Genomic DNA, 16,887 nt, shown 5'->3' with positions numbered 1-16,887 from the left:
GGGAGTAGGGAGTAGGGAGTAGGGAGTAGGGGGTAGAAAAATGCTTTTGGGTTGCTCATACTAACTGTAGTCTATCCATGTGAAAAGCGCTATAAGATACGAAGTGGCGCGTCGAAGACTATTCTCATGCAATTAATTCTGTCTCCTGTTTTCCCCTCCTGGGAGTAGGGCTGTTTCAGAGTATAGAATATTAAAGATTTAGGGATAACAGGAGTAATGGGCATAGTAGAACAGTGAAATTTGCCAAAATTTGCCGATTTTGAGCGCCAATAAGCATCTTTTTTGCTATGAGAGGATATTTGGTTTAACGCCACTTAAAAGCCTCCATCCCCGTGTCTCCGTGTCTGGTGCGTCCCCGTGTCTATCGAGAATGAAACAGCCCTGCCCTCCACCGGAGGGGTTAGGGGTGGGTTGTCTCCTGACTCCTTTTTAAAAGCTGCTATACATCTAACTTGCAAGTAATAAATATATTATCTCTTTAATTAGCAGTAGTTTTTAATATTGATTTTGGTAAAGACCATGTTTTTTACATATATTGATTTTAATTGATTATCAATTTTAGATTGTTTTGTGCTTAAAATAATATCGAAAAAAACTATTTCTGTCAATAACAAAATGAGCTTTTTTTGAAAGTAAACAAAAGTAACTCTTGATACTAAAACCCTTTTAAAAGTTGTGATATTTTGAAACTAAGGTTGCAATATAACGACCATTACAAGACTAAAAAAAGTCACTATTGTTCAAAAGTGTTCAGCATTTCGGCAATCAGCAGTCAGCTTTGCGCGTTTGTGAAGCATTCCGGAACGGAAAGGGGGTTTAAACTCCTCCTAAAATTAAGCGACAAGCTAGAATTCGGCGATGTTTTACCCAAGCTTTTCCTAACAGAACGCTCCGCAAACAGATACCTAATCGCGCAATTTTTTAGGCTGATAGCTGATAGCTAATAGCTGATAGCTAGTTAAATAGTAATTACTCAGTCGAAAGAGGGAAATAACTATGAGTCTAAACCAGGAAAAACATCAATCTCCTCATCATGTTGTCATCGTTGGAGGTGGATTTGCAGGGCTAGAAGCAGCTCTGAAGCTCGGAAAAGCACCTGTTAAAGTAACCTTGGTTGACAAAAGAAATTTCCATCTATTTCAACCATTACTTTATCAAGTAGCTACAGGCAGTCTTTCTCCCGGAGATATTGCTTCTCCTCTTCGCGGTGTAGTTGCAGAACAGAAAAATACCCATGTGTTGATGGGTGAAGTTGTGGATATCGATCCCGAACAGAAAAAACTTTTTTTACGAGATAACGAACTAGATTACGATACATTAATCATGGCTACCGGTGTGAGCCAGAATTATTTTGGAAATGATTGGTCAGAAAAAGCTCCCGGACTAAAAACAGTAGAAGACGCATTAGAAGTGCGTCGTAGAATATTTGCCTCCTTTGAAGCTGCAGAAAAAGAATCAGACTTAGAAAAAAGAAAAGCACTGTTAACCTTTGCGATCGTTGGCGCAGGTCCAACAGGGGTAGAATTAGCAGGTGCTTTAGCAGAGTTAGCTCACACTAAATTGAGAGAAGAATATCGTTCTGTTGATACTAGAGAAGCTCAAATTTACTTAATTCAAAGCGGAGAAAGAATTTTACCTTCTTTCAAACCTGCTTTGTCAGCTAAAGCAAAATTAGAACTGGAGAAATTAGGGGTCACTGTGTTGACTAAAACAAGAGTGGCTAATATAGAAAACAATATAGTCACCGTTCGCTCTGGAGACACAACCCAAGATATTCCCGCTCACACAATATTATGGGGAGCAGGAGTCAAAGCATCAGCAGTTTCTCAAGCAATATCTAATCGCACAGGAGCAAAATTAGATCGTGCAGGTCGTGTTTTTGTCAATGAAGACCTGACAATACCTGGTTATCCCAACATCTTTGTAATTGGAGACTTGGCTAACTTCTCTCATCAGGGAGACTCACCAGTACCTGGAGTTGCGCCAGCAGCAATGCAGGAAGGAGATTATGTAGCAACTCTGATTAAAAAGCGGTTGAAAAATCAGACTTTACCTCCATTCCACTATACTGACTATGGCAGTTTGGCAGTTATTGGCCGTAACCAAGCCGTTGTACAATATAGAAGAATCCGTTTCTCTGGTTTCCCAGCTTGGATAGCTTGGTTGTTTATTCACATTTTCTATATGATTGAGTTTGACAACCAACTCATTGTAATGATTCAGTGGGCCTGGAGCTACTTTACTGGTCAAGGTGGTGCTCGTCTGATAACTGAAAAAGGAAGCAATAAAAATAACGAAGGCGATGGTCGCTATACTCCTCTAGTGACAAGTAAATCATCTGCTGAAGCTTAATTTAATCAGGGAATAGGGAACAGTCAGAAAAACATTTCCTAGTCTAAAATTCATCATCTTGACGCGCCAGTAGGGACATTGCATGCAACGTCCCTACATGATTTTGGTTATAACGATGTGGTTCATCAAGAGCGAAAAGCGCTGTAAAAGCTAATGCACAGTTTTAGCTGTGTCAGTCTACTACCAATAGCTGCTTCATAAAACTGATACAAAGCGTCACATAACGTGACAAATTGATGTTTACTTCCTGCTTCTTGTGAGGCCGTCGGCGGTTACTCATCCACAGGCATTAACGGTCAAGCCAACCGCATTTCTACACTCTATACTTACATTTAAGTCTTTGTCAATTAACATAACTAAAAAAGTCCTCAAACCCTTACTGTACCGTTCCTAGTAGGGAGCGGGATTTCTGGAGAGGTCTATGTCTATTGGAGAGGTCTATATCTATTATAGATAGACTGCCAGAAATGTTTAAGCAGCGATTGTCGCAGAAGATACAAAGCGTCACCCTCGTTTGTGAGAACTAGCGTATTATGTCGCTAAATTGCGCAAATTGTTAACTAAGTCGAAACTCTTCTTTCTTCCCTTTTCCTTCAAATATAAGCCTGAAGTTCAGACCGCAAGGCAGTCTCGACCAGCATATATTCTGCCTGTGCCTGAGATAAAATCTTATCCGCTCCTTCTGTGGTACCTTCACGCCCAATATATTCTAACTCTTTACAAAGCTCAGACAAATTGCTGGCTCCCACAGAGGCACTACTAGATTTCATGCTATGAGCAGATCTTTGTAGTAATATTGCTTGCTGTTGTTGAATTGCTTGGCTCATTTCATCTAACAGTTTAGGCGAATCTTCCAGATAGCAATCAATTACTTCTACTAAAAGCTCTGATTCACCTCCAGCAATTTCCTTCAACTCTTGCAACACTGCCAGATCTATGATTTTTTCTGGCTCTGGTGTAGGAACAATATCTGTTTCAGTTGTTGTTTCTGTTAGACTGCATTTACTTAAAGCTGTAGTCAATGCTTCTAAGCGAACTGGTTTACTAATATAATCATCCATACCAGCAGCTAGACAATTTTCCCGGTCGCCCTGCATTGCATTGGCCGTCATAGCGATAATACGCGGGCGTTTTTCTTTTGCCCATTCAGTACAAATTTGGCGTGTAGCTGTCAAACCATCCATTTCTGGCATTTGTACATCCATCAGTACCACATCATAAGATTGACGACGTAAAGCTGCTAATACCTCTAAGCCATTAGCGGCAACATCAACTCGATATCCTAAATTTTTGAGAATATTAATTGCTACTTTTTGGTTAACGACATTATCTTCAGCTAATAAAATTTTTAGAGGTAATTCTTCTGCTAACTTGATATTTGATTGAATTTTAGATTTTTGGGTACTATTAACCATACCCCCTCCCAGGATACCTGCTAAAACTTTTTCTAGTTGAGATTGCTTAATTGGCTTGTTGATATAAGCAGCAGCATTGATATTAAGGTTCTGACTAGAGTATTCTAGTTGGTCTAGGGAACTGAGAAAAACTAAAGGTAATTCTTGACAATTCGGTAACTTGCGAATCTTATTAGCTAGAGTGAAGCCATCCATTACTGGCATATGTACATCTAGAATAGCGAAATCAAATTTCTGTCCTGACTGTAATAAATTTATCGCCTCTTCCCCACTACTCACAGCTTGAGACGTCATAGATAAAGATTCTCCTTGAAGTGTTAGCACTTGCCTGTTAATAGCATTGTCATCTACAACTAACAAATGTTTATTTTTTAATATTGTTTTAGTTTCTGATTTATTACCAAGACATGAATTCTCTGCAACAGCAGTAGCAACTACAGTGAAAAAGAAAGTCGAACCAACTCCTGCTTCACTTTCTACCCACATCTTTCCTCCCATAATTTCACTTAACCGCTTGCTAATAACTAACCCCAATCCTGTGCCACCATAGTGACGAGTTGTAGAAGCGTCAACTTGACTGAAAGGTTTGAACAAACGATCCATACGATCTTGAGGAATACCAATACCAGTATCTTTAACCGCAAATTGTATTTCGTAGACAGCAGAGCAGGGAATATTTGATTCTAGACATTCTGTTTGATTAGGAATGGGACAACCCATTTTTGGTGAAGAGTCTAAATCTTGATTTTGAAGTGAAGCTGTTACTGATACTACCACTTCCCCAGTTTCTGTAAATTTGACTCCATTGCTGAGGAGATTAACTAATACTTGACGCAATCGAGTTACATCTCCTACTATAAATTCAGGAGTTTGTGACTGTATTAGATAAGCTAGCTCTAATTTTTTTTCGGTTGCTTTTGGAGCTAACAAATCTAGACATTCCTCTATACAGCTTCGGATATTAAAAGGTTGTTCCTCTAAATCTAATTTACCAGACTCAATTTTAGAGAAATCAAGAATATCATTAATTAAGATCAACAAAGCATCTCCACTGTTGCGGATGATTTCGACAAAATCTTGCTGTTGCGCGTTTAGCTCTGTGTCTAACAGTAAACCTGTCATCCCAATGACTGCATTCATTGGAGTCCTGATCTCATGGCTCATTGTAGCAAGGAATTCACTTTTGGCTCGGTTAGCAACTTCTGCTTCTTCTTTAGCAGCTCTGGTTCGGTCTTCTGCTTGTTTCTTCTCTGTAATATCTGTTATTGTGCCGACAGCACGATAGGGTTGACCTGATTCGTCACAAATACCTTGTCCTTTGATAAATATCCAGACATAATGCCCATTCCGATGTTTGATGCGATGGGAATGCTGAAAACGTTCTGTTTCTCCCGCTAAATGTGCTTCTACATCTCTAATGGTTGTTTCTAGATCGTCTGGATGTATATTATCTGACCAAGTAGATAAAGTATGAGGCAGTGGATCGTTTTCATGGCCAATAATTCTCATCCATGTGGGTGAATAGTACACCTGATTTGTTTGTATATCCCAATCCCAAATTCCATCGTTTGTACCAGATATAGCAAGTGCATAACGTTCCTCACGATCGCTCAAAATAGATTCTATCCGGCGACGTTGAAGAATCTCTGCACTGAGGTCTTGATTTTTGTTGTGTAGTTCTTGAGTTCTTTCCCTGACTCGGTTTTCTAGAGATTCGTTTGTATGCTTAATTTCAGTGAATTTTTCCTGCAAAGCCAATAGCATTGACTGAAAATTAGCAGTTAGGGTATTAATTTCTGCAATTCTATTCTTCCTTGGCAAACCTATAGGAATTTCTTGATATAGCAGTTTTTGAGGTAAGTCTGTAGTGACTTGTGTTAGTGTTAACAACGGTGCTACTAATCTTTTACTGACCAGGACTGATATGATTAATCCTACCACTGCAATTATTTGCATTGTCACCAGATTTTTAATATAACTCGTTTCTAAAAAGTCTACGTAGGGAGCTGTAGGCAAGGTGACATATAGAGTCCAAGGAAGATCTGTACCAATTTCTATCTTTTTTCCATATAAAGATTTTTTCCATCGTTTCATCTTTGGCATTCCCGGTGTTGTTGGTTGCCACTTAAAAAGATCTCCATTGTACTTCACATCTCCTGTTTCCAGTAAGTCAAATTTTTTCCTCATATTTGCCCCTGAGCTACCCTCACTAATGATGTATTTTTCGCGATCGACCAGTATTGCTTCTATTTCTTTTACTTGAGTATTTAGTTGCCGGAGTTTACCTAATTCAGCTATGTCTACATAAGCATAAGCTACTCCCTGGAAGTTATTATCTTTGACTATTGGTACTAATATATCTATATGGGGTTCATTGGATACTCGATCTCTATAAATATCCGTAACTTGTGGTTGCAATTCTTTAGCTAGTTTGCTCCAATTGTACTTATCAGATATGTTCAAGTTGAGTAATGATTCTCCAAATTCATTAAATGCAGGTTCAGCAGCAATTATATTCCCCTTAGCATCAGTAACATATACCTTTAAAAAAGAGCTAAATGCTTTTTTCATTACTAATGTAGTTCGTTGGAGAGTAGATATTTCATTATTAGGTACTTGAGCTGCTATTTTTGCCAACTCTTCCACAGCATATAAGTGTTTTTGATACCAAAACTGTAAATTATTTACCAGAGGAATTGTTGCTGCATTTAGTTCTTTTTGAATATCTTTTTCTACTATGGTCAGTATATGTTGTCCATTAAATATTGTCAGGATGAGAGCCGGTAATAAAATAAATGCAACTAATAAGTTAAAAATAGTTTGTTGAAAAGATATTTTTTTGAAATATTTAGATAATTGAAGCAGTTGACGTATGGGTAAATAACTGATAATTAAATTAGCAATTAAGGCGTTCAATAAGCCATTAATTGATTGCTTCATCATAATTAATATAGTTTGTGTTGTACCTACGTTCAACACTAATCCATAAAGTAATACTGCTAGAGGCATCCCAATCAAAAGCCAATATATTCCATTTAGCAAGACTATATTTTGCAGACGGGGACGCTTTAACATTATTCCCACAAACATAGCTTCCAGAGTAAAGGCAACGATCGCATAGGGATGATGCCAGAGGAAGTATGTGTGGCTACTGACGATTAAGCCAGCTATTGTTCCCCATACAACTCCATAGAGTTCGACTATGACAAAAACTGCTATACTACCGAAGAGAAAATCTACCCCAAAGAATAAAGGTAATTTGAAATAATTGCCTAGATAACCTAAAATGATTAGTAATATTAATCCTAGTTTGCTTGTCAAACCAGAATTTTTTGGTAATTTTTTATTTTTATGGAAAAAGTTCATTTTTTTTTAACTTTAATTTTTGGTAATTCTTAACATTCGTTAAATTACATTGAACTTGATGGCATTCAAATTGTTAAATTGAGATAATTAAAATCCGTAATTATCCATAAGTTTGGAATAATAAATATTATCTTAACTATCTTAATATTAATCTATTAATGAAAAAATAGCTACAGAGAACAGTTGATAATTTGGTGTAAGATTCTGATAAATTTCTTTCTATTCCCTGTTCCTTGTTATCTCTGTTAGTGCACGTTTCCTTGCGTCTGATGCCGACATGGGGTTGCACCACTGTTCCCTATTCCTTCTTTTGGAGGAGATGTCTAAAGGGCAGAGGACAGAGGGAAAAATTGGATGGAGTATAAAACCCCATCACATTGTAGACACCCTACAGACAGTTAGGTTTTATGCCCTAGAGGTTAGGAGTCAGAATAACCGAATAATTAATAATTAAATAATTCTGGTTTAAAGCCTCCCTTTACCAATGGATAATTGACAATTGATAATTGATAATTAAAGAGTTATAAAGTTAGAGAGTTAGAGAATTCTTTCATTATCCACTATCAATTATCCATTAATAATATTTCCTGATATTCAATTCCGTAACGGTTTTAACCCGAGGTAATTATCAATTATCCATTAATGAACTTCTGCCCTCTGCCTTTCCTGATAAATATTAACTTCTGAGATTCACTTGAAATTTATCAACCAAAGCATCTCGAACCTTTTGCTGAATTGGGTCAATATCTGCATCCGTAAGAGTACGATCGCTCATCCGATATATTAACCGAAATGCTAAACTCCTTTGACCTTCTGGTACATTTTCACCCCTATATTCGTCAAATAATTCTATTGACTCTAATAACTTCCCAGCAGACTCAGAAATTACCTGTTTAATCTCATTCACAGACACATCAACTGATACAAAGAAAGCAATATCTCGGTCAGCAGGTGGGAAAGTAGAATAACCACTAAACTTGCGCCTCAACATATCTGCTTGAGTCATCACTGACAAAAGTAACTCTAAATTTAGCTGAAAAACATAAACCTCATCTGGTAACTCTCGCTCCTGTCGTAGTTGAGGATGCAATTGCCCGAATACACCGAGGGACTTGCCTTCCAAGCATAATGAAGCTGTTCTCCCTGGATGCAACAAAGGATTTTCTGAGCTTTGTTTATACTCAACTGCTAAATAGAGTCGTTCAAACACTTGTGTCAAAATACCTTTAGCTTCAAACCAATTTAAAGGTTGTTCTCCACCACCTAGAGTCCAACTTTTGGGAGCGTTGCTAATAATTCCGGCGATCGCATCTGCTTCCTCAAATTTTTCTCCCTCTTTCCAAAAAATACGACCTATTTCAAACCCATTTAATGCTCCATTTCCTTGTTCAAGGTTATATTGAAAAGCATTAATAAGTCCAGTTAGTAATTCTGTACGGAGAGCAGAATATTCCACAAATAGAGGGTTAGCGATCGCTATTTGATTTTCCTCATCTTGCTTAACCAAAGAATAGTGCATCAATTCAGTTAACCCTGCTCCACGGAAAGCTGCCCTGAGACTCAACACCGCAGACTGTTCCGGTGGTAAATAACCCGCAGCACTTTTGCTAGGTAGAGTTTCGCAGAAGTTATCATATCCATACAAACGAGCAACTTCTTCTATAAGATCGATTTCCCTTTCTAAATCTCGATAACGATACGGAGGTACTGTCACATTCCAAACCACCTCCTCTGTAGTTTCCGATCTAACTAGACCACACCCTAAAGATGTGAGAATACCTTCAACTTCTTCTGGTTGGAGAAAAGATTCATGCAAAGTACCTTCTCCACGCTTCAGTGGTCCTAAAATTTCATTCATTCGGTTGAGACGGAGGGATACTTCACGAGTTAATGTCAGGTAGTCTTCTGCCGTGCTCAAAGTTTCTTGAGTAGTAGTCTTTCCACCAGCTAATTCAGTAATCAACATAATAGCACGACGGCAGGCCAATGCTAATTCAGCTTGATTAACCCCACGTTCATATCTAGTTGATGCTTCTGTACGTAAACCTTGAGTTCGAGCTGAACGACGGATAGCGATCGGAGCAAAAATTGCTGCTTCCAATAATAAGTTTGTGGTATTGTCATTAACTTCCGTTTCTTCACCACCCATTACCCCAGCTAAAGCTACTGGTTTATCATTGGCCGTAATCAATAATGTTTCAGCTTCCAGGGTTCGCTTTTGACTATCTAGGGTAGTGAGAGATTCGTCAGGCTTTGCATAACGAACTCCTATTGTCAACTGCTCATTACCTGTCAGACTTATTAGCCTGTTTAGGTCAAAGCCATGAAGCGGTTGACCCCACTCTAACAAAATATAATTAGTAACATCTACTACATTATTGATAGACCGGATACCTGCAGCATCCAATCGTTGTTTTAACCATCCTGGTGAAGAAGCAATTTTTACTCCTTCAATGACAGTACCAATATAGACCGGGCAAGCTGCCGACTCTGAGATATCTATTTTCAGACTACTGGAGCTTTTTTTGTCTGTAATCAAAGTACCAGAAGCTTCTGGTATTCTCAGAGATGCTCCTGTCAAGGCAGCCACTTCTCGAGCAACACCAATCATACTGAGAGCATCAGCACGATTTGCCGTTGTTGTCAAGTCTAAAATAACGTCGTCTAGACCAAGTAAAGGCCGAATGTCACTGCCTAACTGTGGATTTTCTAACTCAAAGATATGAATTCCTTCAGAATCTTTTGTTAAGCCCAATTCTGATAAGGAGCAAATCATCCCTTCCGAGGGGACACCTCGTAGTTTACTCTTTTTAATTTTTAAGTCAATTTTCGACAAATAAGTACCAATAGTTGCTACTGGCACATAAATATCGGCTTTGGCATTCGGCGCTCCACAGACAATATTTAATGGCTCTGATTTACCAATATCTACTTGGCAAACTTGAAGTTTATCAGCATTAGGATGCTTATTAGCTTCTAGTATTTTTCCTACAACTACCCCGGCTGCCCAGGTACTTCGATCTTCTATTTCTTCTACCTCGAAGCCTGCCATTGTCAGAGTTTCGGCTAAATCTTCTGGAGAAATTTTGATGTCTACCAGTTCCCGCAACCAGTTCAGAGAGATACGCATTCTTTAATAATTCCCGATCTTTAGGCACAGCAGAGCAAGATATTTGCTCTTAGGCCATATTTATAACTTCAAGTAACATTTTATCTCTCTGGTGGGTGGCAGGGCTGTTTCATTCTAAATTTTGGCGTTTCTCTCAAAGCCTGATGGGGATACAGTTATGGGCAGTTCTACTTCAGTGAAGTGAAAAGTCCACTTTTAATCATAAATTACAGCAGTTTTTAAATGGGTGAACCACAGTTAAAAAGTTAGGTGGTAGGTGGTAAGTGAAACGAGGGCTGTGAATTCCACAATAGATGGCTGACTTTGTAGTCTACTCGAGTGAAAAGCGCTGTAAAAGCCTCTATCCCCGTGTCTCCGTGTCTCCGCGTCCCCGTGTCTATCGAGGTGTCTCCGCGTCCCCGTGTCTATCGAGGTGTCCCCACGTCCCCGTGTCTATAGAGGTGTCCCCACGTCCCCATGTCTATCGAGAATGAAACAGCCTAGGGTGGGTGGGGTCATAATTTGTCAAACTTTTAGTTTATTGTCGGCCTTGATTGTCAATAGGATATGGCAAAGAAACCGTTATTTGTTTTATTATCAATAGAGGGTTGCCTTACTATCCCCTCTTCCCTATCTCAATTTAAATGAGAAATTAATTTTCATAGGTACTTAAATTTTGAGCGTGGGAGCGGAATAAGTGAGTTTAATACTCCCAACAAATCATTAGTTTGGTAGTATTTAGTTAGTAGTTGGCCTTAACCTTCCACTAATTCATTTTGTATACCAATACTTTCTTTAACGGTTAGATCCTTTTCCTAACTTCTAACTTCTTCTTCCAGGATCACAAAAGGTAAAAGTAACATTTGTAACTTTATTAATTACTAATTTACTCAAATGATTATCAGTTAGAGTTTTTAACTTATATGTATCTACTTTTGACTTTTGTAGAGTTTGCAGATACAGAACTCAAAAGTCATATTAATGCTTTCGAGTAACTCATTAATATTACGGATAACTACTTTTGATTTTGAATATCTGGATGCTTCTACTTTTCTGTCCTGGCTAAAATACCTTTTGTGATTCTGGAAATATTTGATTTAGAGATGAACTTAATCCTAATCAAAAATATTTTGATTTGAGATGATTTTGCAAAATAACTATAAACTTTAATCATATTATCATCCCACTATTACATAACTATAATGTAATATATCTAGATTATTAAGTTAACTATTTAAAATCAACTTATTTAACAAATGTGTAGCATATCTACTTCTTGTTTAGGAAATATATGTAACTATACTATGAACTATATATCTGGACTCATCAAGCCGGGACTACGATAGATGTGTGAAATTTTAGATAATAAGCTTTGTGTAAATCCAAATAAGTTGGCCTTTGTTAAGTGAAGTTAGTGTGAAGAGATTAGTCATTAAAAGAAAAATTCAAATTAATATTTTTGCATAAATATGAGCTACTGTATAAACCCTGCCTGTCCTCGACCTCAGAACCCAAATAGTGTAAATAGATGTCAAGCTTGTGGTTCAGAGTTAATTTTACGCGATCGCTATCAAATTATTCAACCTCTTGGTAAAGGAGGTTTTGGAGCAACTTTTTTATCTAAGGATACCTCATTACCAGGAGATCCAATTTGTGTAATCAAGGAATTGCGTCCATCGACAACAACGCCAAGTGTATTAGAGATGTCGCGAAAACTATTTGAGCGAGAAGCTGAAACCCTGGGGAAAATTGGCCATCATCCCCAAGTACCTAGATTATTAGGTTATTTTGAGTGGAAAAAACATTTTTATTTAGTTCAAGAATATGTGAGTGGCTCAACATTAAAACAGGAAGTCAAAAAACAGGGTCTACTTAATCAAGAACAAGCTCAACAATTTTTGATTGAGATATTGCCAGTAATAAGTTATATTCACAGTCAGGAAGTAATTCACCGAGACATTAAACCTGCTAATATCATTCGTCGGAGTCAGGATGGTCATTTAGTTCTGATCGACTTTGGTGCTGTGAAAGATCATGTTAATCAAACTCATCTTGCCAGTGGTGGTACAGGAGAAACTGCTTTTACAAATATTTCTATTGGTACTTCTGGTTTTGCTCCACCAGAACAAATGGCTTTGCGACCTGTATATGCAAGTGATATTTATGCTTTAGGAGTAACTTGCATTTTTCTGCTGACAGGAAAAACTCCAAACGGCCTTGGTTACGACCAGATCAATGGTGAAATTCTCTGGCGTCCTCTGGTTAATGTTAGCGACTGGTTTGGGGAAATATTGGAGAAAATGTTAGAAGTTTCCGTGCGACATCGCTTCCAGTCAGCAGAAGAACTTTTAACAGCATTGAAGAAAAAAGAACCTAAGAAAAAGCAGGTTGAACCGACTTCAAATAATAGTCTAAATACAGTATCTAGAGAAGAGCCAAAAGAGCCAACAATTTTTCATGAAAATGAAAATGATTTGTCCTGGATGTCTCCTCATACTCAAGTTGCTCAGAAAATTCGAGAACGTAAAACTCGTATAGAAAAAAAACCTGCAACTCAAGCTCGACAGATGAAGATGAGGAAAGAAGCTTCCAAGGGATATTTGACGACGGTTTCTCCAAAAAAGACAACAACATTAAACTCTAAATTAAATTCTAAAGCTCCAGAAAAATGGACTGCTGCAACATTGCGTAGTGCTTATGTTAAAGGTAGAAGAGATTTTGCTGATTGTAATTTAAGTCGCCTGAATTTGCGTAATGCCAAGTTGTCTGGGGTGAATTTTTATGGAGCTAATTTGTATCAAAGTGATTTGCAAGGCGCAGATTTATCTGATAGTAATCTTGGTCATGTTAATTTAACTAATACTGTTCTCAAAAATGCAAATCTGCATAAGGCTTATTTAAGTACAGCTAGTTTGGCAGGATGCGATCTGCGGGATGCAGACCTGACAAATGCTTATTTGAATGGTGCGAACTTACGGGGAGCAAATCTGTGTGGTACTAATCTCACTAATGCAATGATCAATGAAAAACAAATAGATATGGCAAAAACTAATTGGTGGACAATTATGCCCAACGGAAAAAGAGGTTCGGGATTGTGACATAGTGCAGATTGCTTAATATATATTATAATAGTGGCCGAAAAATTTTCAGGAGTTGCTTTATGCTCGAAAAATTTTTTTATGCCACAATTATTACGTTATTATTGCCTATTTTATTAGGTATATCACCTTTTTCCAAACCTCAAAGTCCTAATTTTAAGGAAATAACATGGAAAAACAACTATATTCAAGATATATCTCCAGAACCACGCTATTCAGCAACCTCATGGTTTTTTCTGGTTAATACATGGCATTTATAGATATAGTTGTGCAGAAAATATTTTGGAATTAGGAATAAAGAATGACTGAGAATACTAGAAACCCACGCCATTAGGCGTGGGATATTCTTAGTAAGCTCAAATTTTATACTTTTCGAGCAAAATCTAATGGCTTCCTGCCCATGTCACCCATTGACGAGAAACACCTACATGAGAGCTAGCTACACTTAATTCTGCTTGATTAACATTTGCTTCTGTCAAATCTGCACCACTCATTTCTACTTCATTCAGGTTTGCTCCTATTAAGTCTGCACCAGTAAGATTAGTACTGCGCAGATCTGCTCGATTCAAATTAGCTCGTGCTAGCTTTGCTCCTGTCAAGTCAGCACCGATGAGATTAACATCACTTAAATTCGCGCTACGCAAGTCTGCATAACTCAGATCGGCACCAGATAAATTTGCTTGACTTAACTCAGCTCCACTGAGTTTGGCCCCACTTAAGTCAATCCCACTTAAATCAGCTTGATTTAGATTAACCATAGTCAGTTTTACCCCACGCAGATTTGCATTACTGAGGCAAATTCCTCGGAAATAACGTTTTCCTATAGAGTAGCGACTTAGGAATTTTTGAGCATCCATATTTTTCAACTCCGCTTGATAAAATTAGTTTTTTTTACTAGCTATCAGCTATTAGCTATCAGCAGTCAGCTATCAGCTATCAGCCTAAATTTGTATTAGTGGTACTTAGACATTTTCTGGCATAAAAACGGCTTGTTTGCGCAGCATTCCGCAGGAAAAGTCAGTCTAGATAAGGGAATTACGTCAATGCCCTAAAAATGGCTAAAACCCTTGGTAATAAAGGATTTATACCTTTTTGACGTAAAAACCTCTGCCTGTCTATATTTGAGCCTATTTTCTGCTGCTATTTTGTGTAAGTCCCATTAGGTATCTGTTTGCGGAGTACTCCGGACTGAAAAGCTTGGTTTTAAAGCCCCGACTTCTAGCTTGTTGCTTAATTTTAGAAGGGCTTTAAATCCTCTTTTTTGTTCCAGAATGCTCCGCAAGCGCACAAAGCTGACTGCTTAACTGCTGAAATATTTTTAAAGATGGTTTATCTTTTTATAGTGGCAGAAACATGAAAAAATGTAGCTAAAAGTACACAAAAGTTTAAAACTATGTAAACTTGTATGAAAAAATTTATAGCTTTGATGCTCTAGTATTGCGTATGGCACAATAGCAATTAATAAGTTTTATTTTTTTAATGAAATACCAATTCTTATCAATATTGCTAGAGTTGATAGGGCAATCTAACTTGCTCAATGCTAGTCATAAGTCGCCAAGATTAGTCTCTCAAGGGAAAAAACAACCACGAAGAAAAAACAAAATTATTCAGTATATATTAACTTTTCCTATCAGAATTGTTGTAGCTTTCTGCTTTCTATTTATGTCTTTTGCTTTGGGTTTTGGACCTTGGACTCACTTTCATATTGTTCGTTTTCTCAAGATTCATGGAGAAGAAACAAGAGCTTTTGTTGTTAAACGAGTCAAAGCTAAACGTGGTAGTCAAGGTAGTATAAAAAAACAGTACTACATTATCCGATTGTCTAATCAAAATACCAACAAAGTTGTGAAATTGCGTTCAAACGCTGAATATCCTGTGAGAGAATACATAGATGTACTGTTTTTTCCTAATACTCCAACAACTTTGGATATACCACTACTTCCTTTAGGTGGGAAATTGCATTTCTCTTTGGAGATGTCTATTGTCAGAGGGAGAAAAAAGGATTCACTTCTCAAACTCTACTTTTCCAGTGTGAGAAAGAATGCTGATGATTTTGGCGTTACTCACACTCTTTTTTCGGTTTTGTTCTTATGCTTATCCATTACAATAATAATCTTTGTACCAAATAAAATCAAATCCGGTTAAATAGTTACGGATTTGATATAATTAGGGAGAGGTAATTATCAATTATCAATTATCAATTATCAATTATTAATTATTAATTATTAATTATTAATTATCAATTATTGAATCCAATCTTCTAATAAGGTGTACAACACAGGAACTACAATTAAACTCAACAAAGTAGAAGTAGTTAACCCTCCAATAATTGCTACAGCTAGAGGTTGTCGTAATTCTGCTCCTGCTCCTAACCCCAAGGCGATCGGCAACATTCCTAAAACTGTCGAACTTGTGGTCATTAAAATAGGTCGCAGTCGCACCAACCCAGTTTGCAAAATAGCTTGTCTCCGGTCTAACCCTGACTGACGCAGTTGATTAATATAATCCATTAACAACAGAGCATTTTTATCCAGTAAACCCAGGAGAAAAATTAGACCGAGTAGGGAAATAACGCCAAAATCACTCTGAGTAAATAATAATCCTAACATTGCCCCTACAATAGACAAAGGTAAACACAAACCTACTACCAAAGGTTCTAAAAATCTACCAAAAAGTAAAACTAAGACTGTCAACATACATACAACAGAGAAACCTAAAGTTACAAAAAAACTACCAAAGACTTCCCCTACTCTCAAAGAATCTCCACCTAAGTCCAATTTGACACCAGGAGGTAAAATTGGTTGAGCTATTTCTACTGCTAAATCTATAGCATTCCCTAATGCTATACCATCAGAAAGATTAGCCGTAATATATATAACTTGCTTTTGAGCGCGGTGAGTTATTTCCATGGGGTTATCAAAATTATTATTATACTGAGGCGCTATAGTTAAATCGACAAATCCTGGTATTTTGGCAATTTGAGATTGAATTTTTTGAGCTGTATTGTAGAGAATTTCTAGATTATCTCCTAATAACATTACCTCAAAAGGTTTTCCGGCACCAGTCTCAACAAATGGAATATCCTCAACACTAATACTAGTATTTTTTAAATCAGATAAAGCTTTACGAGTTTGCTCTTGTATTTGAGCAGTATTGAGCGATCGCTCTTTTTTGAGTTTCACATATATTTTACCTCGATTTGGTTCGCCCTGGAAACCTGCAATACTAAAGACTGATTCTACTTCTGGAGAGGATAAAACAATTTCCTCGATCTCTTGCGCTACTCTACGAGATTTTCTTAATAAGATTCTAGTGGGAGATTTGGTTAGATCGCTAATCCAATTAAATGCTCCTTCAGCAAAAATTGAGTTATCAGGAGGTGCTGGAGTTGCTTGGGGAGAGGGAACATTTTCAGTATTTTGAGTAAAATTAGGTAGAGGGTAAGTGTAGGTAATATTAAATTCTCCTCGGTCTAGTTGTGGCACTAAACCTTTAGGAATTAGAGGAATCATTGCCACACCAAGAATGAAACTGAGTAAAGCTATTG

The 16,887-nt window shown here is 37.4% G+C and carries 8 protein-coding genes; 4 read left to right on the top strand and 4 right to left on the bottom strand.

All coding sequences use genetic code 11. The features are described from left to right. The first annotated feature begins 996 nt into the window (after positions 1 to 996). Positions 997 to 2,352 (top strand): NAD(P)/FAD-dependent oxidoreductase, encoded by a 1,356-nt coding sequence (locus tag AC3DU7_RS06490; RefSeq protein ID WP_488038539.1) that lies wholly within the window; start codon positions 997 to 999, stop codon positions 2,350 to 2,352. A 593-nt stretch (positions 2,353 to 2,945) separates the two neighbouring features. Here the strand turns inward: AC3DU7_RS06490 and AC3DU7_RS06485 are convergent. Further along, positions 2,946 to 7,133: a response regulator gene (locus tag AC3DU7_RS06485; protein WP_488038538.1), complete on the bottom strand. Its 4,188-nt coding sequence runs from the start codon at positions 7,131 to 7,133 to the stop codon at positions 2,946 to 2,948. Positions 7,134 to 7,809: 676 nt separating this feature from the next. Continuing rightward, on the bottom strand, positions 7,810 to 10,263 hold the full coding sequence (pheT, locus tag AC3DU7_RS06480) for a phenylalanine--tRNA ligase subunit beta (RefSeq protein ID WP_488038537.1): 2,454 nt from the start codon (positions 10,261 to 10,263) through the stop codon (positions 7,810 to 7,812). A 1,448-nt stretch (positions 10,264 to 11,711) separates the two neighbouring features. Here pheT and AC3DU7_RS06475 point away from each other — a divergent pair. Next, positions 11,712 to 13,340 carry a protein kinase domain-containing protein gene (locus AC3DU7_RS06475; RefSeq protein ID WP_488038536.1) on the top strand — a complete coding sequence of 543 codons (1,629 nt, stop codon included), beginning with the start codon at positions 11,712 to 11,714 and terminating at the stop codon, positions 13,338 to 13,340. 62 nt (positions 13,341 to 13,402) lie between these two features. Continuing rightward, the gene (locus AC3DU7_RS06470) at positions 13,403 to 13,600 is read left to right on the top strand and encodes a hypothetical protein (protein ID WP_488038535.1); all 198 of its coding nucleotides are present in this window, start codon (positions 13,403 to 13,405) and stop codon (positions 13,598 to 13,600) included. Between the two features lie 123 nt (positions 13,601 to 13,723). On the opposite strand, the gene AC3DU7_RS06465 is transcribed toward AC3DU7_RS06470, so the two are convergent. Further along, on the bottom strand, positions 13,724 to 14,197 hold the full coding sequence (locus AC3DU7_RS06465) for a pentapeptide repeat-containing protein (protein ID WP_488038534.1): 474 nt from the start codon (positions 14,195 to 14,197) through the stop codon (positions 13,724 to 13,726). Positions 14,198 to 14,819: 622 nt separating this feature from the next. Here AC3DU7_RS06465 and AC3DU7_RS06460 point away from each other — a divergent pair. Beyond that, positions 14,820 to 15,485 (top strand): hypothetical protein, encoded by a 666-nt coding sequence (locus AC3DU7_RS06460; RefSeq protein WP_488038533.1) that lies wholly within the window; start codon positions 14,820 to 14,822, stop codon positions 15,483 to 15,485. Between the two features lie 98 nt (positions 15,486 to 15,583). Here the strand turns inward: AC3DU7_RS06460 and AC3DU7_RS06455 are convergent. After that, a partial coding sequence (locus tag AC3DU7_RS06455; protein ID WP_488038532.1) for an efflux RND transporter permease subunit occupies positions 15,584 to 16,887 on the bottom strand: 1,304 nt, incomplete at its 5' end.

It is taken from the genome of Okeania sp., assembly GCF_983059655.1.
Note: the sequence above shows the minus strand (reverse complement) of the source record. Positions and strands in the feature narration are given on the sequence as shown.

Excerpts from the sequence above, each read along its gene's own strand:
- AC3DU7_RS06470 (WP_488038535.1), top strand. The coding sequence starts at position 13,403 with ATGCTCGAAAAATTTTTTTATGCCACAATTATTACGTTATTATTGCCT.
- AC3DU7_RS06475 (WP_488038536.1), top strand. The coding sequence starts at position 11,712 with ATGAGCTACTGTATAAACCCTGCCTGTCCTCGACCTCAGAACCCAAAT.
- AC3DU7_RS06485 (WP_488038538.1), bottom strand. The coding sequence starts at position 7,133 with ATGAACTTTTTCCATAAAAATAAAAAATTACCAAAAAATTCTGGTTTG.
- AC3DU7_RS06465 (WP_488038534.1), bottom strand. The coding sequence starts at position 14,197 with ATGGATGCTCAAAAATTCCTAAGTCGCTACTCTATAGGAAAACGTTAT.
- AC3DU7_RS06460 (WP_488038533.1), top strand. The coding sequence starts at position 14,820 with ATGAAATACCAATTCTTATCAATATTGCTAGAGTTGATAGGGCAATCT.
- AC3DU7_RS06490 (WP_488038539.1), top strand. The coding sequence starts at position 997 with ATGAGTCTAAACCAGGAAAAACATCAATCTCCTCATCATGTTGTCATC.
- pheT (WP_488038537.1), bottom strand. The coding sequence starts at position 10,263 with ATGCGTATCTCTCTGAACTGGTTGCGGGAACTGGTAGACATCAAAATT.